Origin of the sequence: Roseivivax sp. THAF197b (assembly GCF_009363255.1) — a bacterium.
Classification (GTDB): Bacteria; Pseudomonadota; Alphaproteobacteria; order Rhodobacterales; family Rhodobacteraceae; genus Roseivivax.
Window position 1 is genome coordinate 2,829,704 of record NZ_CP045318.1, and the last position, 21,481, is coordinate 2,851,184.

A 21,481-nucleotide genomic window follows, 5' to 3' on the forward strand; every position below is an offset into this window, starting at 1 on the left:
CTGCCGCCGACACAACGGACAACCCGAGGCCTAAAGCACCACGATCCCGCTATGCTTGGCCTTGTGCTCGGGCTCCACGTGAATGTTCACGGTGCAGTCGGGCACGACCTGACGCAGGGCCGCCTCGATCCGGTCGCAGATCTGGTGCGCGTCATGCACGCTCATCTCGCCCGGCACGATCAGGTGAAACTCGATGAAGGTGTGCCGCCCGGCATGGCGGGTCCGCAGGTCATGGGCCTCGATCGCGCCCTCTGCATGTTCCGAGATCAGCTCGCGCAGCGCGTTCAGATGCTCTTCCGGCACCGCCTTGTCCATCAGCCCCCCGACCGAGCCCGAGATGACGTGATATCCGGCCCAGAGGATGTTCAGCGCCACGAAGGCCGCAAGCGCCGGGTCGAGCCAGAGCCACCCCGTCAGCGTCGCCGCCGCGATCCCGAACGCCACCCCGATGGAAGAGACGATATCGGTCAGAAGATGCCGCCCGTCCGCCGCCAGCGCCGGTGAGCGCAGCGCGCGCCCCTGCCGGATCAGCACGAAGGCCCAGATGCCGTTCAGCACGCTGGCCGCGAGGTTGATCGCAAGGCCGGTCCAGGGGGCCGCGATCTCGCGCGGATCGAAGAAGGCGTCCCAAGCCTCACGCAGGATGAAGAGCGCTGCGAGGATGATCAGCACGCCCTCGATGATGGCCGAGAACAGTTCCGCCTTGTGATGTCCGTAAGGATGATCTGCGTCGGGCGGGCGATCCGCGATGCGCACCGCGATCAGTGCTGCCAGTGCGGTCGCAACATTCACGATGCTTTCCAGGGCGTCCGACAGAAGGGCCACCGATCCGGTCACCCACCAGGCCAGCGTCTTCACGGCAAGTACGACGATTCCCACGAGGACCGAGATCGCGGCGATGCGGGCGGTTTTCGTCATGGGGACTGGATCCTGTCCTGCGCCGGAGTCGCGCAGGTCTTAAAAGACGAAGCCCGCGCACTCAACCTTTCGGTCGGGTTACGCGGGGCAAAGCGCGCCACCCGCGCAGCAAGGGCGCGCGGGCGGCCGGATCGGCGTCAATTACTTCTTCAGTGCGTCGCGGATCTCGATCAGGATATCGAGCTCCGACGGCCCGGTCTCGACCTCGGGGGCCACCTCGTCGGGCGTCTCGGCTGCCGCTTTCACGCGGTTCACCATCTTGACCAGCATGAAGACCACGAAGGCGATGATCAGGAAGTTGATCACGGCCATCAGGAACGAGCCGATCGCGAAGACGGGCACACCGGCTTCACGCGCCGCCTCGAGCGAGGATTGCTCGGACCCGTCGAGCGTGTAGAACCAGCCCGAGAAGTCGATCCCGCCGGTAAAGAGCGCGATGATCGGGTTGATCAGGTCGCCCACGAGCGAAGTGACGATGGCGGTGAAGGCCGCACCGATGATGATGCCGACGGCCATGTCCATGACATTGCCCTTGGCGATAAAATCCTTGAATTCGTTAATCATGTCCCATTTCCCAGTAGCGCCCCGACATTCTGGAGGCGACGCCGCTCATAGCGCGACATCCTGCCGCGGGCGAGAAAAAAATCAGGAAGTCTGAGAAATATGGGGAGATGCAGATGCTCTGAAACACGGAGCATGATGCAACCCGTTGAAACGAAATGGGTCAGGCAGGTTTGGGCCAGTGCGCGTTTCCATGCCGATTGTCGCGCGCTGTCGCAATTTCGCACGCGGGTTGGCCCCGGACATGCTCCGGGGCCGCGCGTAGCGGGGTCAGCCCGGCAACTTGTCGGTCAGCACGTAGCGCAGGATCTGCACCACCTGTTCGGGCGTGCGCGCCACAGCGTCTGCTGCGGCGTTCACCTCTTTCAGCGCGTGGTCATGCTCTTCGGGCTGCAGGATGATCATGGACTTGCCCAGCGCCGCCGCTTGGCCCGCATCAAACGCCGCGTTCCACTGCTTGTACTTGTCGCCGAAGCGCACGACGACGACATCCGCATCGTGCAGATCCTTGCGGGTGCGGATGCCGTTGACGAGCGCGCCCTTGCGATCATGCCAGAATTTCTGATCCTCCGCGCCCAGGATCTCCACCCCGCAATCATCAGAGGCGGCGTGATCGGTCACCGGGCCCGAAAAGGTCACGTCGAGGCCCTGCGCGCCTTCGATGATCTGATCCCGCCAATCGGTGTGGATTTCGCCTGCCAGATACACGTTGAGGCCCATAGTCTCGCTCCCGTTTTGATGTTTTTCGTTCGCATGGAAACGGGCGCCGCAGCGCCCGCTTTGATGTCAACCTAGTGGGCGCAGCCCGCGCGCCAAGTCTCAGCCCCGAAGCGTGCCGCCCGTGGCTTTCTGAACCTTCTCGACGATCTTCGCACCGACCGTCTCGATATCCTTTTCCTTCAGCGTCTTGTCCGTCGGCTGCATGCGCACGGTGATCGCAAGGCTCTTCTTGCCCTCGCCCAGGCTGCCGCCGATGAATTCGTCGAAGACGCGCACCTCTTCGATCAGCGCCTTGTCGGCCCCTGCCGCTGCGTTCACCAGGTCGAGCGCCTGCACATCCGCATCCACGACGAAGGCAAAGTCCCGCTCGACCGGCTGCAGGTCGTTGAGATGCAGCGCAGGCCGAGTCGTCGTGCGCGATTTCGGCATCGGGATCTCTGCGGGCCAGATCGTGAAGGCCACTGCGGGACCCTTCACATCAAGCGCGCGCAGCACCTTAGGGTGCAATTCCCCGAAAACGCCGAGCACTTTTTTCGGTCCGAGGCAAAGCATTCCGTGCCGCCCCGGATGCCACCATTCGGAGGCGCCGCGCAGGATCTGCATCTTGGCAGGCGCGTTCATTGCCGCAAGGCAGGCCTCCGCATCGGCTTTGGCATCGTAAAGATCGACCGCGCGCGATGCGCCATGAACGTCTTTCGGACCGGTCTTGCCCACGAGAAGACCCGCCAGCATCAGCGCCTGTTCACCAGGCTCGCCGCCCGCGAAGACATGGCCCATCTCGAAAAGCGCCAGGTCCGACATGCCGCGCGCCTGATTGCGCGCCGCCGCCTGCAACAGGCCCGGCAGAAGCGACGGACGCATATGGCTCATCTCTGACGAGATCGGATTGGCGAGCATCGTGGCATCATCGCCCCCGCCGAACAGCGTCGCCGCTGCCTGATCGATGAAACTGTAGGTCACACATTCGTTGTAACCGAGCGCTGCCGCCGTGCGCCGCCCTGCCCGTTCGCGGATCTGCGCGGGCGACAGGATCGGCTGCGGCACGCCGGGCGTGCTGCGCAGGAGCGGCTTGCCCTCGAGCTTGGTGAGCGAAGCCACGCGCGCGACCTCCTCGACAAGATCCGCCTCGCCCTGCACGTCGGGCCGCCAGGAGGGCACATGCGCCATGTCGCCCTCCATCGTGAAGCCCAGGGCTTCCAGCCTGGCGCGCTGCGTCTCCGCCGCGATCTCCATGCCCACAAGGCTGACGACGCGGTCGGTATCGAGCCGGTAGGCGCGCGCATGGTCCGGCACCGCACCGGCCACCACGACTTCGGAGGCCTCACCGCCCGCATGATCGAGGATCATCCGCGTCGCGTGCTCGATACCCTCGGGCGTCCAAGCCGGATCGATCCCCCGCTCGAAGCGGTAACGCGCATCGGAATTGATCTTCAGCGCGCGGCCCGTATAGGCGGTGCGCACCGGATCGAAGAACGCGGCCTCGAGGAAGACATCCGTCGTCTCTTCGGTCACGCCCGACGCCTCGCCGCCCATGATGCCGCCCAAGCTTTCGACGCCGTTGTCGTCGGAAATGACGGTCATGCCGGGACCCAGCGTGTAGGTCTTCTCATCGAGCGCGAGCAGTTCCTCGCCGCCCTTCGACAGATGCACACGCAGATCGCCCTGCACCTTGCCTGCATCGAAGACGTGCAGCGGGCGGTTGCGGTCGAAGGTGAAGAAGTTGGTCACATCGACGAGGAACGAAATCGGACGCAGGCCGATGGCCTTCAGTTGCGCCTGGAGCCAGTCGGGGCTGGGTCCGTTCTTCACGCCCCGGATCACGCGGCCATAGAAGACCGGGCAGGCCTCGCGCGCATCCTCGTCGATGGTGACGTTGATCGGGCTCGGGAAGGCGCCCGGCACCGGATCGGCGTCCCGCGCGATCATCGTGCCGAGCCCGCGGGCCGCGAGATCCCGCGCGATGCCGCGCACGCCCAGCGCATCGGGGCGATTGGGCGTGATGGCGATCTCGATCACCGGATCGACCTTGGCGGGATCGTTCTCGGCCAGCCAATCGGCGAAGCTCTGGCCGACCTCGCCCGAGGGCAGTTCGATGATGCCGGAATGCTCGTCCGACAGCTCCATCTCGCGCTCGGAGGCCATCATGCCGTGGCTCTCGATCCCGCGGATCTTGCCCACCTGGATCGTGGTGTCGATGCCGGGCACGTAGGTGCCGGGTTTGGCCACGACGACGGTGATGCCGGTCCGGGCATTGGGCGCGCCGCAGATGATCTGTTTCTCGCCCTCATCGGTCTCGACCCGGCAGACCTTGAGCTTGTCCGCATCGGGATGCTTCTCGGCGGCGACGACGCGACCGATGGTGAAGTCGCGCAGTTTCTCGGCGGGGTTTTCCACGCCTTCGACCTCGAGGCCCAGATCGGTCAGCGCCTCGGCGATCTCATCGACGGAGGCATTCGTGTCGAGATGGCTTTTCAGCCAGGAGAGGGTGAATTTCATCGCGTCAGAGCCCTTTGGTGCGGTGTTGGCCGGGGTGTTAGCGGATCGCCCGCCGGGGGGAAAGGGGCCGGTGCGGGCTAGTCCTGCGCGCGGGCCAGCTTCTCGGTCGCGCCAATGCGCAGAAGGTGGATTTCCCGGATCAGCCGCAGGGTCGGCTTGACCGCGAAGAAGACCGAGCCCCAGACGAAACACCAGATCGCCTGCGTTTCGTATTCGGCCCAGAAGAACAGGATGGAGCCCACGAGAAAGAGCATCGCAGCGGCGAAATCGACGACCGTATGGGCGATCTCGTAAAGCGCATAGAGCGCGCGGGTGCGGTCGTTGCGGTCGCGGTTTTCGTGGTGGAAGAGCGGCATGGCGGGTCTCCAGTTTTGGGAACCCTGGAGCCTAGGCGCGCGAGGCTTCAGGTCCAGCCTTCAGGGGTCAGGGTGGGTGGTGGGCTTTCGCCCACCCTACGGAGCTGCGCGGCGTCGCCGGGCCAGCGCCGGACCGGCGGGCTGGCGCAACCACGATTGTGCTAAGCGCTTTATCTCGTCAGATCATCGCGCCATGCGATCCGCGCGCTTTCGTCCCCAAAGCGCCAGACCGGTCGGGCCGGGTCATGCGGGACGCATGCCTCCGGCATGACCGCTGGCCCGGCGGCTGCCAAAGGCAGCCTTGTTCCGGGCCCTTGATGAACTCAACTCGACGCGCAAAAACCTTTGAACGCAAAGCGTAACGGCGCGTCACGCTGCGCAACAACATCGCGGCACTACCGCGACAGCCCCCCATGCAGCGTCGGCACGTCCAGGCTTGCAAAGCCGTAATGCCGCAGCCAACGCAGGTCTGAATCGAAGAACGCACGCAGATCCGGAATCCCGTATTTCAGCATCGCGATCCGGTCGATCCCCATGCCGAAGGCAAAGCCCTGCCATTCCGACGGGTCCACGCCCGCGGCGGACAGCACCTTCGGATGCACCATGCCGGAGCCCAGCACTTCCATCCAGCCATCGCCCTGCCCGATCTTCAGCTGCCCGTCTTCCCAGGTGCACTGGATGTCGACCTCGGCCGACGGCTCCGTGAACGGGAAATGCGAGGCGCGGAAGCGGGTCTTGATGCCGTCCACCTCGAAGAAGGCGGCGAAGAACTCCTCCAGCACCCATTTCAGGTTCGCCATGGAGATATCGCGATCGATGGCCAGCCCCTCGACCTGGTGGAACATCGGCGTGTGCGTCTGGTCATAATCGGCACGGTAGACCCGACCCGGCGCGATGATGCGGCAGGGCGCGCCGTGCTTTTCCATGTGCCGGATCTGCACCGGCGAGGTATGCGTGCGCAGTACATGCGGCGGGCGGTCGTCGCCCTCGGCGCGGTGCATGTAGAACGTGTCCATCTCGGCCCGCGCGGGGTGGTGGCCGGGAATGTTCAGCGCGTCGAAATTGTACCAGTCGGTGTCGATCTGCGGACCTTCGGCGACGGCAAAGCCCAGATCGGCGAAGATCGCGCTGACCTCCTCCATCACTTGGCTGATCGGGTGGATGCTGCCCGCGCGGCGTCCCCGCCCCGGCAGGGTCACGTCGAGCCATTCGTCCTTCAGCCGCGCATCGAGGGCGGCATCCGCCAGCGCCTCGCGCTTTGCCGACAGGGCCGAATTGATCTCGTCCTTGAGCGCGTTGAGCGCGGGCCCTGCGGTCTGGCGCTCCTCGGGCGTCATCTTGCCCAGTTCGCGCATCTTCAGGCTGATCTCGCCCTTCTTGCCCAGCGCCTCGACGCGCAGCGCCTCGAGCGCGGCTTCGTCCCCCGCCCCGGCAATCGCCTGAATGTACTTGTCGCGCAGATCGTCCATGTCGTCCTCGCCCAGCTCGGCCCTGATTTCGAGCGCCTTGCTACAGGCAGGTCACGAGGGGCGCAACTGGAGCGCGCGCGCCTGCGTGAAGATCCTTGTGAAGAGCGTTTGAAACTTTCCGACACGGGCCTTCGTGAATGGAGGCATACGGCACGGACAAGCCATGCCGTCGACCCAACAACACGGAAGTACGACAGATGATCCGCACTCTCGCAGCCACCTCCATTCTTGCCCTCTCCGCAGGCGCGGCCAATGCCGCCGCCCATGCCGGCAATTCGGGCTATGCCCTCGCCAATGACGGCGGCACACTGGTCGTCATGGCCGATATCGCAGCTCCGGGCGAAGCCCAGACCTATGAGCTCGACACCGCCCTCTCCGCCATCGCGTACCGTCCCGTCACCGGCGACATCGTCGGCATCACGGCGGATGCCATCTACACCGTGGATCCCACATCGGGCGCGCTGACCGACCTCGAGGCGAGCTTCGGCGAGGACGCGACCATCGGCGACGGCGCCATGGTGGCCTTCGACTTCAACAACGCCATCGACGCCGTGCGCGCGGTGACGACCACGGGCGACAACCTCGTCTATTTCCCCGTGGGCTTCGGCGACAATGACGAGCGCGCCAACTCTGTCGTGCGCATGACCGACCTCGCCTATGCAGAGGGCGACGACAATGCGGACACCACACCGATGGTCTTCGCCAACGCCTATACCAACGCGATCAACGGCGAGACGGCCTCCGAGACTTTCCAATACGGGCTCGACGCAGAAACCGATGCGCTGGTCAGCGTCGCCAACAATGCAGGCACGCTCGAGACGATCGGCGCGATCATGGTCGACGGTGAAGCGGTCGACCTCGCCCCGATGGGCGGCTTCGACATCATCTCGGCCTCCGAGGGCGAGAATGCAGCCTACGCCATCCTGCAGATGGAAGGCGCCGAGACGGCGGGCCTTTACACCATCGATCTCGAGACGGGCGCTGCGACCCTGCTGAGCGATCTCGGCATGGGTGGCTTTACCGGCTTTGCCGCGTCGATGGGCATGTAAGCCATCGTTTCCAAGTGAATATGATGGGGCGGCTGTGTTCAGCCGCCCCTTCTTTTTGCCCGATGCCCGTTGTCGGATGCGGCTTGCGAGGCACCACCGCCGCGATAAGCTGCCCGCACCCTCGTAAAAGGACCGCCACCATGCGTCTTCTCATCGCGCTTCTGCTGCTCGCCCTCGTCTCGGCATGCGGACGCGGCGTACCCAATGATGCGCAGATCGTCGTCGCGGGCGATTCCGTGATGGCCTGGAACCGCAGCCAGGGCGGCTCGGTCGCGGATGGGCTGTCGCGCCGCCTCTCGCTGCCCGTGGGCGATGTGTCCCTGCCCTTTGCCAGCGTGACCGGATCGACCGGTGGCGGGCCGCTCAATATCTCTCGGCAGGTGCGCGACCTGTCGCCCCGCTGGGTGGTGATGAATGGCGGCGCAAACGATCTGCGCGTCGGCTGTTCGGGGGCCGAGACGAACGCCATCCTCGACCAACTCGTCTCGGTCGATGGCGCGTCCGGCGCGATACCGCGCATGGTGTCCGGGCTGCGCGCGCGGGGCGTTCGGGTTCTCTGGGCGGATTACTACACCTCGCCAAATTTCGCGGGCACGTCCTGTGGGCAGATCTATGACCTGATGGGGGCGCGCGTCGCGCGCATGGCCGACAGGGATACCGGGATCGTCTTTGTCGATATGGGCGATGTGGTGCCCTTCTCGAACCTCTCGCTTTTTGCGCGCGACCGGATCCACCCCTCGGCCGCGGGATCGGACCGCATTGCCGGGTTGATCGCGGAGGCCCTGCGCGCGGCGGACCCTGCACTGGCGCGCTAGGCAGGGAGCGCCAGAGGTCAGGGGCGCGCCTGCACGACAGCACATTGCCCGAACAGAAAAAGACCCCGGCCGCGCCTGCGATCCGGGGTCTTTTCTGATTGGCTTGGCTTGCGCGTGTTACGCGGCCAGCGCGCCCTTCGCCTGCTCGACGATCGCGCCGAAGGCTTCGGGCTCGTGCACGGCGAGATCGGCCAGAACCTTGCGGTCCACTTCGATCCCGGCCAGTGCCAGGCCGTTGATGAAGCGCGAATAGCTCAGCGCCTCGTCATGCGCGCGCACGGCGGCGTTGATCCGCTGGATCCACAGCGAGCGGAAGTTCCGCTTGCGGTTCTTGCGGTCGCGCGTGGCGTACTGGTTGGCCTTGTCGACCGCCTGCGTGGCGACCTTGAAGGTGTTCTTGCGGCGGCCGTAATAGCCTTTGGCTGCCTTGGTGATCTTCTTGTGACGGGCGTGGGTAACGGTCCCACCTTTGACTCGCGCCATGATCTAGCTCCTAATTCTGGTGTCTCTCGGGTGGGATCAGCGGTCGTAGGGCATGAAGCCCTTGATGATCTTTGCATCGGGCTCCGACAGGGTCGTCGTGCCGCGTGCATCCCGGATGAACTTCTTGGTGCGTTTGATCATGCCATGGCGCTTGCCGGCCTGGCCCGCGATAACCTTACCGCTGGCAGAGACCTTGAAACGCTTCTTGGCGCTCGACTTCGTCTTCATCTTGGGCATTTCCATCTCCATCTGCTTGAGCGTCGAAAACGCGCGACTCGGCAATGCCACTTGGCCGGACGCGCGACGTCAGAGCCGCCCCTTTAGACAAGGCTCCATGGGATTGCAAGCCCGGCCTGCATGGCTTTCTGCGAGGCGTGGCGCGCGGCTAGCGCAGCGCGCCGATCACCTCGTAGAAGACCATGGGGATATCGGCCAGCCGGTAGCCGTCTTCGGAGTTTTGCCAGGCGAAATAGATCGCCCCGCCTGCCCCGATCCCGAGGATCAGCGCCATGACCGGACGCCGCTTTTCGGCGAAGGCCGCAAGTGCGGACGTGATCGCCAGGGCTGCCAGAAACAGCCCCAACGCAAGCGCAATATCAGGTGCCATGTCCCCTCCCTTTCGGGAGAGCTTATTCGGGGTCGGTCGCGTAGATCAAACGCTCATCGCAGGGTGCGACGCGCAGGATGTTCGTGGTCCCGGATGTGTTGAACGGCACACCTGCAGTGACCACGATCAGATCCTCCGGCGTGGCATATTCCATCGAGCGCGCAGCCTTCGCCGCGTTGACCACCGCCATCTTGAACCGGTCGAGCGGCCCGGTGATGACGCATTCGGTGCCCCAGCTCAGCGCCAGCCGACGCGCGGTGTTGGGCGACGAAGACAGTGCCAGGATCGGAACGCGCGGACGCTCGCGCGCGACCAGGAGCGCCGTTGTCCCCGATTGCGTGTAGCAGCAGATGGCCTTCACCTGCGCGCTTTCGGCAATCTCACGGGCGGCAGCCACGATGCCATCGGCGACGGTGCCCTGGTTGGAGGACCGCGACGCCTCGATGATGTCGGTATAGGTCGGATCGCTTTCGACCTCCTGGGCCACGTTGTTCATCGTGGTCACGGCTTCGATCGGGTAATCCCCCGCCGCCGATTCCGCCGAGAGCATGATCGCGTCTGAGCCTTCGTAGATCGCGGTGGCCACGTCCGAGACCTCCGCACGGGTGGGCATCGGGCTTTCGATCATCGATTCCAGCATCTGCGTGGCGACGATCACGGGCTTCGCCGCCGCGCGACACTTGCGGATCAGGCGCTTCTGAATGGGCGGCACGTTTTGCACCGGCAATTCGACACCCAGATCGCCCCGGGCAACCATGATGCCGTCGGACACGGCAAGGATTTCGTCGAAGGCCTTCACCGCCGCGGGTTTCTCGATTTTCGACAGGATCGCGGCACGCCCGCCTGCAAGCTCGCGCGCCTCTTCCACGTCGGCGGCACGCTGCACGAAGGACAGCGCCAGCCAATCGACGCCCAGATCTGCCACGAAAGCCAGATCCTTGCGGTCCTTCTCCGACAGGGCAGCAAGCGGCAGCACCACGTCGGGCACGTTCACGCCCTTGCGGTTCGAAATCGTGCCGCCCACGGTCACGGTGCAATCGGCGAAATCCGCGCCGCACTTTTCGACCTTGAGGCGGATCTTGCCGTCATTGACCAAAAGCGACGCGCCGGGCTCCAGCACCTCGAAAATCTCGGCATGCGGCAGGTTCACGCGGGTGGCGTCCCCCTCGGCGGGGTCGAGGTCGAGGCGGAAGCTCTGGCCCTCGGCCAACTCCTCTTCGCCCTTCGCGAAGGCGCCGACGCGCAGCTTGGGGCCCTGCAGATCCGCGAGGATCCCGATGGTCGATGAAAGGTCCTTTTCCACCTGCCGGATGATCGCATGACGCTCGGCGATCTCTTCGTGGGTGCCGTGGCTCATGTTCAGGCGAAAGACATCCGCGCCCGCCTCATGCAGCGCACGGATCATCTCGTAGGACGAGGAGGCCGGGCCCAAAGTGGCCACGATCTTCACATTTCGCATCCGTCTCATCGCAGAATCCTGTTCGTTTCTCGCAACCCGAAGGGCTGCCGTTACCGCTACCAGTTGTCGCGCTTATGGCGCATATTTTCGGTGTGCTCAACCTGAACCGCGACCGGACCCGAATGTCAAAGCCCCTTTCGCCGGTCCGTGTCCGGATGCCGAGCCACTTGCACATGATACTGAAAGACACGACGTTACGATGAAAGTTCAGGAGGACATTATGGACGACCAGACCCGGATCGAGCTCGAAGCCGCCGCCTTCCGCCGCCTGCGCCAGCACCTGATGCAGGACCGGACGGACGTGCAGAACATCGACATGATGAACCTTGCGGGCTTCTGCCGGAATTGCCTGTCGCGCTGGTATCAGGAAGCGGCCAACGAAAAGGGCATCGAGATGGGCAAGGAAGAAGCGCGCGAGATCTTCTACGGCATGCCCATGTCCGAATGGAAAGCGAACTACCAGACCGACGCCTCGGGCGAGAAACAGGCCGCGTTCCAGAAGGCGTTCGAGGAAAACGTCGGCTCGAAGGGCTGAGCCTGCCATGCGGCCGGAGGACCGGCGGGACGACTTCGTGCGCGAGGCGCTGCACGCCGGGCAAAGCGACGCGGCGATATCCCGGCAATTGATCGCAGCAGGCTGGTCCGAGGGCGAAACCCGGGCAGCTCTTGCGCAATGGGCGAAGGGCGACGGGCCCCTGCCCGTGCCGCGCCCCCGTGCCGTCCTGGGCGCGCGCGATGCCTTCCTTTACGCCGTGATGTTCCTGTCGCTGGCCGCGATCATCGGCTACAGCGTCGCCCTTGGCTTCAACCTCATTGATGCCTGGTTGCCCGATCCCGGCGACCGGCCCTATAGGGGCTTCAACGGCGTGATGCGCTGGTCCATTGCGAACCTGCTGATCTTCCTGCCGCTCTTTCTCCTGCTCGACCGACGCATGGTTCAGAACCGCAGCAACGATCCCGCGGGCGGTCGCTCGGCCACGCGCGCCTGGCTCGGCCATGTGCTGCTGTTTCTCGCCGCGGCCACGCTGATCTGCGATGCGGTCGCGGTGCTCTACGCGTTTCTGTCGGGCGATCTGACGATGCGCTTCATCGCCAAGGCCGCGTTGGTCGCGGTCGCCGCCGGGCTCGTGTTTCTGTACATCCGGGGCGTCATGTCCGAGGAGGCCGCGCCATGAGACCCGACCGCATCGCCGTCTGGGGCGTGAGCGTCCTCGGCATCGGGCTTGTCGCGCTGGCGCTGGTGCAGGTGGGCGGCCCGCAGGCCGGGCGGATGGAGGCGCGGGACGCCGCCCGCTTCGACGATCTGCTGGCCCTGACCTCCGTCGTCACCTGCAAGGCCACGACCGAAGGCAATGTCCTGCCCGAGGATCTGAGCGCCAGCACGTCCTGCTATTACGACGCGCGCCGCGAAGACCCCTATACCGGCGCGCCCTACCGCTACGAGGTGGTGGATCGCGAGGAATACCGCCTCTGCGCCGATTTCGAGGATGCCGCCCGCCTGTCGCGCCGTGCGGGCAGTTTCGATCCCGAAACCGGGTGTCTCTATCAGCAGATCAGCCTCGATCCCGCGCAATGAAAAAGGCGAGGCACGGTGCCTCGCCTTGGCAGCGGGTGGAAGAGCCGCCGGTCAGATCGCGGCCTTGCGGCTTTCTTCCAGGTAGATCTCGCGCAACCGGGCTGCGCGGGCACCGGGTGTGCCGTCACCCAGCTTGACGCCGTCGATTTCCACGACCGGCATCACGAAGGCCGAGGCGGAGGTGATGAACGCCTCGTCGGCCTCCTTCGCCTCGTCGATGGAGTAGTTCCGCTCCTCGACCTTCATCTGCGCTTCGGCGGCAAAGCGCAGGACGGCCGCGCGGGTGATGCCATGCAGGATGTCGTTCGACAGCGCGCGCGTGACGATGGTGTTGCCCTTGATAATATAGGCGTTGTTCGAGGTGCCCTCGGTCACAAAGCCATCCTCGACCATCCAGGCGTCATCCGCACCGGCCTTCTTGGCCATCATCTTGCCCATCGACGGGTAGAGAAGCTGCACGGTCTTGATGTCGCGGCGGCCCCAGCGCTGATCCTCGATGGAGATGACCCGCATGCCCTTCTTGGCGGCGGGGCTGTCCGCCAGTCCCGGCTTGTTCTGGGTGAACAGCACGATCGTGGGCTCGGTCGTCTCGGGGTCGGGAAAGACGAAATCGCGATCCCCGGGCGCGCCGCGGGTGATCTGCAAATAGACCAGCCCCTCATGGATTTCGTTCCGGGTCACAAGCTGGCGGTGGATATCCAGAAGCGCGTCCATGGTGACCGGGCTGCGCATCTCCAGCTCCGACAGCGACCGCTCCAGCCGCTTCGCATGGCCTTCGAAATCAATGAGCTTGCCGTCGAGAACGCTCGTCACTTCGTAGACGCCATCGGCCATCAGGAAGGCGCGGTCGAAGATCGAGATCTTCGCCTCGTGCTCGGGCAGGTACTCTCCGTTGACGTAGACGGTGCGGGTCATGATCGAGCTCCTTGTAAATCCGCGCGATGGTTTCCACGGCTTCGCGCATGCCGTCAATAGGACGATCTGTCATGCGGAATGGCGGGTGCGCTGCCCCCTAGCCCCAAAGCCCGCGCTCGGGCGGGTGCACGCCCGCCGCGTCGAACAGAAGCGGCACCTCCCGGTCCTCGGCCAGCAGAAGCGGCCCGTCGAGATCGGTGACAAGCGCGCCCTGCGCCACCAGCGTGGCCGGGGCCATGGCCAGCGACGAGCCGACCATGCAGCCCGTCATGACATCATAGCCTTCGGCCAGCGCCTGATCGCGCAGGGCCAGCGCCTCGGTCAGCCCGCCGGTCTTGTCGAGCTTGATATTGGCCACGTCATACTTGCCCTTGAGTGCCGGCAGCGAGGCGCGATCGTGACAGCTTTCGTCCGCGCAAAGCGGCACAGGCCGGTCGATGCCCAGAAGCGCGTCATCCTCGCCTGCGGGCAGCGGCTGCTCCACGAGGCTGACGCCGAGCTTCACGAGATGCGGCGCGAGATCGGCATAGACCTCCGCCGACCAGCCCTCATTGGCATCGATGATGATCCGCGCCTCGGGCGCGCCACGCCGCACGGCCTCGAGCCGGGGCATGTCCTCGGGCGTGCCGAGCTTGATCTTCAGAAGCGGGCGGTGCGCGTGTTTGCGGGCCGCGGCCTCCATCTTTTCAGGAGTGTCGAGCGACAGGGTGAAGGCCGTGACCTCGGGCTTGGGTGCGGGCAGACCCGCCAGTTCCCAGACGCGGCACCCTGCCGCTTTGGCCTCAAGGTCCCAAAGCGCGCAATCGACGGCGTTCCGCGCGGCACCGGCGGGCAGCGCATCCTGCAGGGCGGTCCGGTCGATGCCCTCGGGCAGCCCCTCGATCTGGGCGGTCACGCTGTCGAGCGTCTCGTCGTAACGCGCATAAGGCACGCATTCGCCCCAGCCCGTGACGCCGTCGCGCGTGATGCGCACGGTCAGCACCTTGGCCTCGGTGCGCGAGCCCCGGCTGATCGTGAAGGCCTCGGCCAGCTTGAAGATATCCGGCGTAACGGTGATGGTCATGTCGTCTCTCCCGCGATGAAAGCCCGCCCGGGCTTGAAAAGCTGCCGCCCCTCAGTGGGCCGCCAGTGCATCGACGAGCTTGCCCGCCCCGTGACGATAGGGATCGACGGCCGGCAATCCCAACTTCGCCTCGAGATCCGTGAGATACGCATTTGCCTCGTCGTCGCCGAGCGCCTTCGTGTTGACCGAAATCCCCACCACCGCGCAGTCGGGATTGGCCACGCGGGCCAGCGTCAGCGCAAGGTCGCGCAGTTCCTCGAGCGAGGGCAGGCTGTAGTCGGGCAGACCACGCATATGCGTGCGCGTCGGCTCGTGGCAGAGGATCAGCGCATCGGGCTGGCCACCATGGATCAGCGCCATGGTCACCCCGGAATAGGAGACATGGTAGAGGCTCCCCTGCCCCTCGATCACGTCCCAATGGTCGGGATCGTTGTCGGGTGTCAGCCACTCGACGGCACCGGCCATGAAATCCGCGATCACCGCGTCGAGCGGCACGCCTTCGCCGGTGATCAGGATGCCCGTCTGTCCGGTGGCCCGGAACGAGGATTTCATGCCCCGCTCCTTCATCTCGCGATCAAGCGCGAGTGCCGTGTACATCTTCCCGATGGAGCAATCCGTGCCCACGGCGAGCACGCGCTTGCCGGTGCGCTTTTTGCCGTCCGCAATGGGATATTCCACCTCCGGGATCCGCACGTCATGCAGAGTGCGGCCGGTCTCGGCGGCTTTTGCGGCAAGGTCGGCCTCCTTGCGCAGCAGATTGTGCAGACCGCTGGCGATATCGAAGCCGTGATCCAAGGCGGCAAGCAGCACCTCTTTCCACTTGGCCGAGATCTTGCCGCCCCGGTTGGCCACGCCGATCACAAGCGTCTTGGCGCCCGCCGCCTTGGCCTCTTCGAGCGTCATGTCGGTGAGGCCCATATCGGCATTGCACCCGTCGAGACGCAATTGGCCCACGCAATTCTCCGGTCGCCAATCCTTGATGCCCTGGGCCACCTTGGCCGCCAGCGGGTCAGGCGCGTCGCCCAGAAACAGCAGATATGGGGTCTCGATCATCGCATCCTCCAGATATTTTGGCAGAACCTAACAGGATGTGACGGAATGTCCTGCGCGTCTTGGGCGGAAAATGCGCCCGCCCCGCAAGAAAGTCGCGAAACACGGGGGATTTGACGAAGAATTCACCAATTGGCACAGGGAATGCTGCAGCTGCAAAATAACCTTGCGCGCGTTGCAGCAATTTTATACCGATCCAGTGATCAACTTTGAAATTTCCTTAGCCCAAGGAGGCTCGCTCTCCATGTCCTTCCGCATCCAGCCCGCGCCCGTCGCACGCCCCAATCGCTGCCAGCTGTTCGGGCCCGGCTCCCGCCCCGCGATCTTCGAGAAGATGGCCGCCTCCGCCGCCGATGTCATCAATCTCGACCTCGAGGATTCGGTCTCGCCCGATGACAAGGACAGCGCGCGCGCCAATATCATTCAGGCCATCGGCGACGTGGATTGGGGCGACAAGACCCTGTCGGTACGCATCAACGGGCTCGATACGCCCTACTGGTATCGCGACGTGGTGGACCTTCTGGAACAGGCCTCGGACCGGCTCGACCAGATCATGATCCCCAAAGTGGGCAATGCCGCCGATCTTTACGCGGTGGATGCGCTCGTCACCGCCGTGGAGGCTGCGAAAGCCCGCAAGAAGCGGATCGCCTTCGAGGTCATCATCGAATCGGCCGCCGGCATCTCCCATGTCGAGGAAATCGCCGCCGCCACACCGCGCCTTGAGGCCATGAGCCTCGGGGCTGCCGATTTCGCGGCCTCCATGGGCATGGCCACCACGGGCATCGGCGGCACCCAGAAATGGTATTACATGCACCACGAGGGCGTGAATTACTGGTCCGACCCCTGGCATTGGGCGCAGGCCGCCATCGTCGCCGCCTGCCGCACCCATGGCGTCCTGCCCGTCGACGGCCCCTTCGGCGATTTCTCCGATGACGAGGGTTTCCGAGCCCAGGCACGCCGCTCCGCCACGCTGGGCATGGTCGGGAAATGGGCCATCCACCCCAAGCAGGTGGCGCTCGCAAACGAGGTCTTCACGCCGTCCGATGAGGCCGTGGGCGAGGCGCGCGAGATCCTGTCGGCCATGGAAGAGGCCAAGGCCCGCGGCGAAGGTGCGACCGTCTACAAGGGGCGGCTGGTCGACATCGCCTCGATCAAGCAGGCAGAGGTGATCGTGCGCCAGGCGGAGATGATCGGGCTCTGAGCCTGGTCTGGTTTCTTTTTGAGACGGGATCCGATGCCCTTGGCATCGGATCCGTTGGGGGCTCTGCCTCGTCGCCATTGTCGCTCGGACCAATGGCGCAACAATAGCGACCCCCGGAGGTATTTTGGGTCCGAACGTGACAGGGTGTGGCGCTTGATGCGTTGGAGTGGGACGCTCTGTGGGGGGGTTATTTGGCGCCGCGTTCTTTCCGCAGGCGATTGAAATACTGGGTGCGTTTTTTCAGCTCCCGCTCGAAGCCGCGCTCCACCGGTTGGTAGAAATCCGGCCGCTCCATGCCGTCGGGAAAGTAGTTCTGCCCCGAAAACGCATCCTCCTGATCGTGATCATAGGCATAGCCCGCGCCGTATCCCTGCTCTTCCATCAGCTTCGTGGGCGCGTTCAGGATGTGTTTGGGCGGCGGTGCAGAGCCTGTCTTCTTTGCTGCCCGCCGCGCGGCTTTATAGGCCGCGTAGCCCGCGTTCGATTTCGGTGCGAGGGCGATATAGGTGACCGCTTGCGCCAGCGCCAACTCGCCTTCGGGTGAGCCTAGCCGTTCGAAGATCTGCCACGCTTCGAGGCAACGCGCCTGCGCCTCGGGATCGGCAAGGCCGATATCCTCCACGGCCATGCGGGTGATCCGCCGCGCGAGGTAGCGCGGATCCTCACCACCTTCGAGCATGCGCGCGAACCAGTAGAGCGCCGCATCGGGGTCGGAGCCGCGGACCGATTTGTGCAGTGCGGAGATCAGGTTGTAATGCCCATCGCCGGATTTGTCGTATTGCGCCGCGCGCCGCATCAGTCGCTGCGACAAGGCGGTGCGGTCAAGCGGGGCCGCAACGCGCCAGGCCGCGATCTGCTCCACGAGGTTCAGAAGCGCGCGGCCATCGCCATCGGCCATCTCGATCAGGGCCGCACGAGCCTCCGGATCGAGCGGCAAGGCGGCATCCAGCTCCGCCTCGGCACGCGCGATGAGCGCCGCGAGATCGGCCTCGGAAAGCCGCTCGAGCACCATGACCTGCGCCCGGCTGAGAAGAGCGGCATTGAGCTCGAAGCTCGGGTTCTCCGTGGTCGCCCCGACAAGGAGGATCGTGCCATCCTCCATATGCGGCAGGAAGCTGTCCTGCTGGGCCTTGTTGAAGCGGTGGATCTCGTCGACGAAAAGCAGCGTGCCCTGCCCGGATCTGCGGCGCAGCTTGGCGGCCTCGAACACCTTCTTCAGCTCTGCAACACCCGAAAAGATCGCGCTGATCTGCACGAATTCCAGATCCGTTTCATGGGCCAGCAGCCGCGCAATCGTGGTCTTGCCGACCCCCGGCGGCCCCCAGAACACGATGGAGCCAAGCGCGCCCGCATCGAGCATCACGCGAAGAGGCCCGTCCGGGCCGAGGAGCTGGCCCTGCCCGATCACCTCCGACAGATTGCGCGGGCGAATGCGGTCGGCCAGCGGGCGCGGTGCCCGGCCCTGGTTGTCGCGCTCGCCGTCATCCGTGGCACTATCGAAAAGATCAGCCATCAGGCGCGGAACCTCACGGCAAGGCGGCGCGTGCCGCGCAAAATATCTATCTGGATGCCCGGCGCTGCCCGTTGCAGAAGCGGCGCCACATCCGCCGGACGCTCCGGCGCGCGCCCGTTGATCGCCCGCAGGATATCGCCGCGGCGCAGCCCGGCCCGCGCCCCCCATGGTCCAGGATCGACGACGATCATCCCCTCCGCGCGCGGATCAAGCGACATCTCCTCGCCCAATGCGGGATTGATGCGCGAGACGACAAGCCCCGGCAGCACGCTCATCTCGCCAAGCGACACCGTGTCCCGTGGCGGCGTTTCCGGCGCGGCGATCAGCGTCACCGGCACATCGCGCACGGTCTCGCCGCGCATGACACGGACCTGCATCTCGGCGCCGATGCCCCGCACCGACATGTGGTAGATCATCTCGGAGGGCGTGTTCACCGGCGCGCCATCGGCGGCCTCGATCACGTCCCCGACCTCGATCCCCGCTGCGGCGAAGGGCGACAGCGGATGCACATCCGCAATCAGGATACCGCTCGGACGGCTGCGCCCCAGACTGTCGGAGAGGTCCTGATCCACGGGCTGCCCCGTCAGCCCGGCCCAGGGGCGCGTGAAGCGATCGGCTCCCGCCTCCGCCTGGCGCACGAATTGCGCCACGAGCGCTGCGGGGATCGCGAACCCGATGCCGTTCGACCCGCCGGAGCGGCTGAGGATCGAGGTGTTCACCCCAATCAGGCGACCGCGCGTGTCGATCAGTGCGCCCCCGGAATTGCCGGGGTTGATCGGTGCGTCGGTCTGGATGAAATAGCCCCGCGCATTGCCCGTGGCCGTCCCCGACCGCGCCAGCCCCGAGACGATACCAGACGACACCGTCTGCCCGACACCGAACGGGTTGCCGATGGCGAGCACCAATTCGCCCACTTCCACGGGATCGCCGCTGCGCAAGGGCAGGAACGGCATGTCCGTGGCCTCCTCGAGCTTCAGGATGGCGAGATCCGATTCCTCGTCTCCGAGCAGGACGCGCGCACGAAATTCACGGCGATCGTTCAGCACCACGCGGATATCCTGCGCCTCGCCGACCACGTGATAATTCGACACGACGATCCCGTCCGCCGACAGGATCACTCCCGATCCGAGTGAGTTCTGCACGCGCGGACGGGAGGGAGCGAAGTCGCGGAAAAAGTTGCCGAAGAACGGATCGTCCGCGAATGGCGAGCGGCGCTCAATGATGCGGCTTGCATAGATGTTGACGACCGCGGGGGCCGCTTCGCGGACCAGGGGCGCGAAGGACAGGGTGATCTCGGAGGCGCTTTGCGGCACGCGCTCCTCGGCGCGGACCGGCATGGCCATCACAAGACCGACAAGCAGGCACAGGCTGAGACGATGGAGACCGGGCAGAGGCATGAGACGGCTTTCATTCGCAATATCCCGGATATGTCCGCCCGTCCGCGCGATTGCAAGCGAGGCGCGGGGGTCGCGCGCATCGCATCGCGAGAGGCGGTCGCACAGGCCAGAGCCGCGCGTGCGATCTTCGCCGGTCAGTAAAGGAAATGCGCCGGGCAAGAAAAAACCCCGCCGGGCCAACCGACGGGGCTTTCTAAGTTCGGTTGGACGCGCGGATTATTCCGCGTCGGCCGCCGCTTCCTCAGCTGCGACGCGCGCCTTGTCGGCGGCACCTTTCGCCTCGGGATCGCGGTCCACGAATTCGATGATCGCCATGGGCGCCATGTCGCCGTAGCGGAAACCGGCCTTCAGGATGCGAACATAGCCGCCCTGACGCTCGGCGTAGCGCGGGCCGAGGATTTCGAACAGCTTGGCGACGTGGATGTCCTGCTTGAGCTGCGATGCGGCCTGACGGCGGGCGTGCAGATCGCCGCGCTTGCCGAGGGTGACGAGCTTCTCGATCACCGGGCGCAGTTCCTTGGCCTTGGGCAGGGTCGTCTTGATCTGCTCATGTTCGATGAGCGAGCCGGCCATGTTCGCAAAGAGCGCCTTGCGGTGCTCATGGGTGCGGTTCAGGCGGCGGTAGCCTTTTGCGTGACGCATGGTCTTTCTCCTTTTGCCCTCTACGGGCGGTTTTGCTTTGTCCGGGACCCGATGCGTGTCAGGCCCTCACCTTGGGGCTTATGCCCGGTCGTTTTGCCCGGCCGGGTGGGCCGCCCGGGCAAATTCGCAGGCGCGCATCATGCGCGCGGCGACCGTTCTCAGAACTGGTCTTCCATCTTCTTCGAGAGGTCCTCGATGTTCTCCGGCGGCCAATCCTCGACATCCATGCCAAGGTGCAGACCCATGCCCGAGAGCACTTCCTTGATCTCGTTCAGCGACTTGCGGCCGAAGTTCGGCGTGCGCAGCATCTCTGCTTCGGTCTTCTGGATGAGATCGCCGATATAGACGATGTTGTCATTCTTCAGGCAGTTGGCCGAACGGACCGACAGTTCCAGCTCGTCGACCTTCTTCAGCAGAAGCGGATTGAACTCGAGACCATCGTCGTCGTCCTGACGCTGGGCGCTTTCCGGCTCGTCGAAGTTGACGAAGACGGACAGCTGGTCCTGCAGGATGCGCGCCGCATAAGCGATGGCGTCCTCGGGCGTGACGGAGCCGTCAGTGTCGATCTTCATCGTCAGCTTGTCGTAGTCCAGAACCTGGCCTTCGCGCGTGGGCTGCACGTCATAGGAGGCGCGCTTCACGGGCGAGTAGATCGCGTCGATCGGGATGAGGCCGATGGGCGCATCTTCGGGCTTGTTCTTGTCTGCCGAAACATAGCCCTTGCCGGTATTGACCGTCAGCTCCATGTAGAGATCTGCACCGTCGTCGAGGTGGCAGATCACGTGATCGCGGTTCAGAACCTCGATGCCGTTGGTCTCGGAGATGTCGCCTGCGGTGACAACGCCCGGGCCCTTCTTGGAGATCGAGACGCGCTTCGGCCCCTCGACTTCCATTTTCAGGGAGACGGCCTTGAGGTTCAGCACGATATCTGTGACGTCTTCGCGCACGCCCGCAACCGAGGAGAACTCGTGCAGGACGTTGTCGATCTGGACGCTGGTGATAGCCGCGCCCTGAAGCGAGGACAGCAGCACACGGCGAAGCGCGTTGCCGAGCGTGAGGCCGAAGCCCCGCTCCAGCGGTTCGGCGACGAGCGTGGCCGTCTTGGCCGGATCGTTGCCCGGCTTGACGTCAAGCTGCGTCGGCTTGATGAGCTCGGCCCAATTCTTATGGATCATGTATGACCTCCATTCC

General features: G+C 64.9%; 23 protein-coding genes. 6 read left to right on the forward strand and 17 right to left on the reverse strand.

Annotation, left to right across the window (positions count from 1 at the left end; all coding sequences use genetic code 11):
* Positions 1–30: 30 nt before the first annotated feature.
* From FIV09_RS13565 to pheS, 6 genes are all read right to left on the reverse strand, one after another.
* Positions 31–918 (reverse strand): cation diffusion facilitator family transporter, encoded by an 888-nt coding sequence (locus FIV09_RS13565; RefSeq protein WP_152450608.1) that lies wholly within the window; start codon positions 916–918, stop codon positions 31–33.
* Between the two features lie 141 nt (positions 919–1,059).
* On the reverse strand, positions 1,060–1,482 hold the full coding sequence (gene mscL, locus FIV09_RS13570; RefSeq protein WP_152450610.1) for a large conductance mechanosensitive channel protein MscL: 423 nt from the start codon (positions 1,480–1,482) through the stop codon (positions 1,060–1,062).
* 267 nt (positions 1,483–1,749) lie between these two features.
* Positions 1,750–2,199 carry a YtoQ family protein gene (locus FIV09_RS13575; protein WP_152450612.1) on the reverse strand — a complete coding sequence of 150 codons (450 nt, stop codon included), beginning with the start codon at positions 2,197–2,199 and terminating at the stop codon, positions 1,750–1,752.
* A gap of 99 nt (positions 2,200–2,298) precedes the next feature.
* Positions 2,299–4,695 (reverse strand): phenylalanine--tRNA ligase subunit beta, encoded by a 2,397-nt coding sequence (pheT, locus tag FIV09_RS13580; protein WP_152450614.1) that lies wholly within the window; start codon positions 4,693–4,695, stop codon positions 2,299–2,301.
* A 77-nt stretch (positions 4,696–4,772) separates the two neighbouring features.
* The gene (locus FIV09_RS13585; protein WP_152450616.1) at positions 4,773–5,051 is read right to left on the reverse strand and encodes a YrhK family protein; all 279 of its coding nucleotides are present in this window, start codon (positions 5,049–5,051) and stop codon (positions 4,773–4,775) included.
* 395 nt (positions 5,052–5,446) lie between these two features.
* Entirely contained in the window at positions 5,447–6,520 is a 1,074-nt protein-coding gene (pheS, locus tag FIV09_RS13590; protein WP_152450618.1) for a phenylalanine--tRNA ligase subunit alpha, read from the reverse strand.
* Between the two features lie 197 nt (positions 6,521–6,717).
* On the opposite strand from pheS, the gene FIV09_RS13595 reads away from it, so the two are divergent.
* Positions 6,718–7,569, forward strand: a complete 852-nt coding sequence (locus FIV09_RS13595) for a DUF4394 domain-containing protein (protein WP_152450620.1) — start codon at positions 6,718–6,720, stop codon at positions 7,567–7,569.
* Between the two features lie 140 nt (positions 7,570–7,709).
* Positions 7,710–8,384: an SGNH/GDSL hydrolase family protein gene (locus FIV09_RS13600; protein WP_152450622.1), complete on the forward strand. Its 675-nt coding sequence runs from the start codon at positions 7,710–7,712 to the stop codon at positions 8,382–8,384.
* Between the two features lie 117 nt (positions 8,385–8,501).
* Here the strand turns inward: FIV09_RS13600 and rplT are convergent, their stop codons facing one another.
* The 4 genes from rplT to pyk all read right to left on the reverse strand — a co-directional run bounded on the left by rplT (position 8,502) and on the right by pyk (position 10,942).
* The gene (gene rplT, locus FIV09_RS13605; RefSeq protein WP_152450624.1) at positions 8,502–8,867 is read right to left on the reverse strand and encodes a 50S ribosomal protein L20; all 366 of its coding nucleotides are present in this window, start codon (positions 8,865–8,867) and stop codon (positions 8,502–8,504) included.
* Positions 8,868–8,903: 36 nt separating this feature from the next.
* Entirely contained in the window at positions 8,904–9,104 is a 201-nt protein-coding gene (rpmI, locus tag FIV09_RS13610) for a 50S ribosomal protein L35 (protein ID WP_152450626.1), read from the reverse strand.
* A 148-nt stretch (positions 9,105–9,252) separates the two neighbouring features.
* Positions 9,253–9,474, reverse strand: a complete 222-nt coding sequence (locus tag FIV09_RS13615; RefSeq protein WP_152450628.1) for a hypothetical protein — start codon at positions 9,472–9,474, stop codon at positions 9,253–9,255.
* A 22-nt stretch (positions 9,475–9,496) separates the two neighbouring features.
* Entirely contained in the window at positions 9,497–10,942 is a 1,446-nt protein-coding gene (pyk, locus tag FIV09_RS13620; RefSeq protein ID WP_152450630.1) for a pyruvate kinase, read from the reverse strand.
* Between the two features lie 211 nt (positions 10,943–11,153).
* Here pyk and FIV09_RS13625 point away from each other — a divergent pair, with 211 nt between their 5' ends.
* From FIV09_RS13625 to FIV09_RS13635, 3 genes are read left to right on the forward strand one after another with little or no spacing between them, the layout of a single operon-like run.
* A complete protein-coding gene (locus FIV09_RS13625) occupies positions 11,154–11,468 on the forward strand; it encodes a DUF1244 domain-containing protein (protein ID WP_152450632.1) in 315 nt (104 codons plus the stop codon).
* A gap of 7 nt (positions 11,469–11,475) precedes the next feature.
* Positions 11,476–12,108 carry a DUF5671 domain-containing protein gene (locus FIV09_RS13630; protein ID WP_152450634.1) on the forward strand — a complete coding sequence of 211 codons (633 nt, stop codon included), beginning with the start codon at positions 11,476–11,478 and terminating at the stop codon, positions 12,106–12,108.
* Complete coding sequence (locus FIV09_RS13635) at positions 12,105–12,509, forward strand: hypothetical protein (protein ID WP_152450636.1); 405 nt, start codon at positions 12,105–12,107, stop codon at positions 12,507–12,509. Before FIV09_RS13630 ends, FIV09_RS13635 begins: the two co-directional genes overlap by 4 nt.
* A gap of 51 nt (positions 12,510–12,560) precedes the next feature.
* Here FIV09_RS13635 and FIV09_RS13640 read toward each other — a convergent pair whose 3' ends face one another.
* The 3 genes from FIV09_RS13640 to dgcN all read right to left on the reverse strand — a co-directional run bounded on the left by FIV09_RS13640 (position 12,561) and on the right by dgcN (position 15,540).
* Positions 12,561–13,424, reverse strand: a complete 864-nt coding sequence (locus FIV09_RS13640) for a D-amino-acid transaminase (RefSeq protein WP_172975732.1) — start codon at positions 13,422–13,424, stop codon at positions 12,561–12,563.
* Between the two features lie 97 nt (positions 13,425–13,521).
* Positions 13,522–14,487: an N-acetyl-D-Glu racemase DgcA gene (dgcA, locus tag FIV09_RS13645; protein ID WP_152450638.1), complete on the reverse strand. Its 966-nt coding sequence runs from the start codon at positions 14,485–14,487 to the stop codon at positions 13,522–13,524.
* A gap of 51 nt (positions 14,488–14,538) precedes the next feature.
* Positions 14,539–15,540, reverse strand: coding sequence for an N-acetyltransferase DgcN (dgcN, locus tag FIV09_RS13650; protein WP_152450640.1), 1,002 nt, complete (start codon positions 15,538–15,540; stop codon positions 14,539–14,541).
* A gap of 241 nt (positions 15,541–15,781) precedes the next feature.
* Here dgcN and FIV09_RS13655 point away from each other — a divergent pair, with 241 nt between their 5' ends.
* Positions 15,782–16,738 carry an L-malyl-CoA/beta-methylmalyl-CoA lyase gene (locus tag FIV09_RS13655; protein WP_152450642.1) on the forward strand — a complete coding sequence of 319 codons (957 nt, stop codon included), beginning with the start codon at positions 15,782–15,784 and terminating at the stop codon, positions 16,736–16,738.
* Between the two features lie 187 nt (positions 16,739–16,925).
* Here the strand turns inward: FIV09_RS13655 and FIV09_RS13660 are convergent, their stop codons facing one another.
* From FIV09_RS13660 to FIV09_RS13675, 4 genes are all read right to left on the reverse strand, one after another.
* The gene (locus FIV09_RS13660) at positions 16,926–18,251 is read right to left on the reverse strand and encodes a replication-associated recombination protein A (protein WP_152450644.1); all 1,326 of its coding nucleotides are present in this window, start codon (positions 18,249–18,251) and stop codon (positions 16,926–16,928) included.
* Entirely contained in the window at positions 18,251–19,648 is a 1,398-nt protein-coding gene (locus tag FIV09_RS13665; RefSeq protein ID WP_152450646.1) for a trypsin-like peptidase domain-containing protein, read from the reverse strand. The genes FIV09_RS13660 and FIV09_RS13665 overlap by 1 nt, the downstream gene beginning before the upstream one ends.
* Positions 19,649–19,864: 216 nt before the next feature.
* The gene (rplQ, locus tag FIV09_RS13670) at positions 19,865–20,290 is read right to left on the reverse strand and encodes a 50S ribosomal protein L17 (RefSeq protein ID WP_152450648.1); all 426 of its coding nucleotides are present in this window, start codon (positions 20,288–20,290) and stop codon (positions 19,865–19,867) included.
* Between the two features lie 158 nt (positions 20,291–20,448).
* Positions 20,449–21,465: a DNA-directed RNA polymerase subunit alpha gene (locus FIV09_RS13675; protein WP_152450650.1), complete on the reverse strand. Its 1,017-nt coding sequence runs from the start codon at positions 21,463–21,465 to the stop codon at positions 20,449–20,451.
* Positions 21,466–21,481 lie beyond the last annotated feature (16 nt).

Coding starts and splice junctions, on each gene's coding strand:
- FIV09_RS13565 (WP_152450608.1), bottom strand. CDS start 918: ATGACGAAAACCGCCCGCATCGCCGCGATCTCGGTCCTCGTGGGAATC.
- mscL (WP_152450610.1), bottom strand. CDS start 1,482: ATGATTAACGAATTCAAGGATTTTATCGCCAAGGGCAATGTCATGGAC.
- FIV09_RS13575 (WP_152450612.1), bottom strand. CDS start 2,199: ATGGGCCTCAACGTGTATCTGGCAGGCGAAATCCACACCGATTGGCGG.
- pheT (WP_152450614.1), bottom strand. CDS start 4,695: ATGAAATTCACCCTCTCCTGGCTGAAAAGCCATCTCGACACGAATGCC.
- FIV09_RS13585 (WP_152450616.1), bottom strand. CDS start 5,051: ATGCCGCTCTTCCACCACGAAAACCGCGACCGCAACGACCGCACCCGC.
- pheS (WP_152450618.1), bottom strand. CDS start 6,520: ATGGACGATCTGCGCGACAAGTACATTCAGGCGATTGCCGGGGCGGGG.
- FIV09_RS13595 (WP_152450620.1), top strand. CDS start 6,718: ATGATCCGCACTCTCGCAGCCACCTCCATTCTTGCCCTCTCCGCAGGC.
- FIV09_RS13600 (WP_152450622.1), top strand. CDS start 7,710: ATGCGTCTTCTCATCGCGCTTCTGCTGCTCGCCCTCGTCTCGGCATGC.
- rplT (WP_152450624.1), bottom strand. CDS start 8,867: ATGGCGCGAGTCAAAGGTGGGACCGTTACCCACGCCCGTCACAAGAAG.
- rpmI (WP_152450626.1), bottom strand. CDS start 9,104: ATGCCCAAGATGAAGACGAAGTCGAGCGCCAAGAAGCGTTTCAAGGTC.
- FIV09_RS13615 (WP_152450628.1), bottom strand. CDS start 9,474: ATGGCACCTGATATTGCGCTTGCGTTGGGGCTGTTTCTGGCAGCCCTG.
- pyk (WP_152450630.1), bottom strand. CDS start 10,942: ATGAGACGGATGCGAAATGTGAAGATCGTGGCCACTTTGGGCCCGGCC.
- FIV09_RS13625 (WP_152450632.1), top strand. CDS start 11,154: ATGGACGACCAGACCCGGATCGAGCTCGAAGCCGCCGCCTTCCGCCGC.
- FIV09_RS13630 (WP_152450634.1), top strand. CDS start 11,476: ATGCGGCCGGAGGACCGGCGGGACGACTTCGTGCGCGAGGCGCTGCAC.
- FIV09_RS13635 (WP_152450636.1), top strand. CDS start 12,105: ATGAGACCCGACCGCATCGCCGTCTGGGGCGTGAGCGTCCTCGGCATC.
- FIV09_RS13640 (WP_172975732.1), bottom strand. CDS start 13,424: ATGACCCGCACCGTCTACGTCAACGGAGAGTACCTGCCCGAGCACGAG.
- dgcA (WP_152450638.1), bottom strand. CDS start 14,487: ATGACCATCACCGTTACGCCGGATATCTTCAAGCTGGCCGAGGCCTTC.
- dgcN (WP_152450640.1), bottom strand. CDS start 15,540: ATGATCGAGACCCCATATCTGCTGTTTCTGGGCGACGCGCCTGACCCG.
- FIV09_RS13655 (WP_152450642.1), top strand. CDS start 15,782: ATGTCCTTCCGCATCCAGCCCGCGCCCGTCGCACGCCCCAATCGCTGC.
- FIV09_RS13660 (WP_152450644.1), bottom strand. CDS start 18,251: ATGGCTGATCTTTTCGATAGTGCCACGGATGACGGCGAGCGCGACAAC.
- FIV09_RS13665 (WP_152450646.1), bottom strand. CDS start 19,648: ATGCCTCTGCCCGGTCTCCATCGTCTCAGCCTGTGCCTGCTTGTCGGT.
- rplQ (WP_152450648.1), bottom strand. CDS start 20,290: ATGCGTCACGCAAAAGGCTACCGCCGCCTGAACCGCACCCATGAGCAC.
- FIV09_RS13675 (WP_152450650.1), bottom strand. CDS start 21,465: ATGATCCATAAGAATTGGGCCGAGCTCATCAAGCCGACGCAGCTTGAC.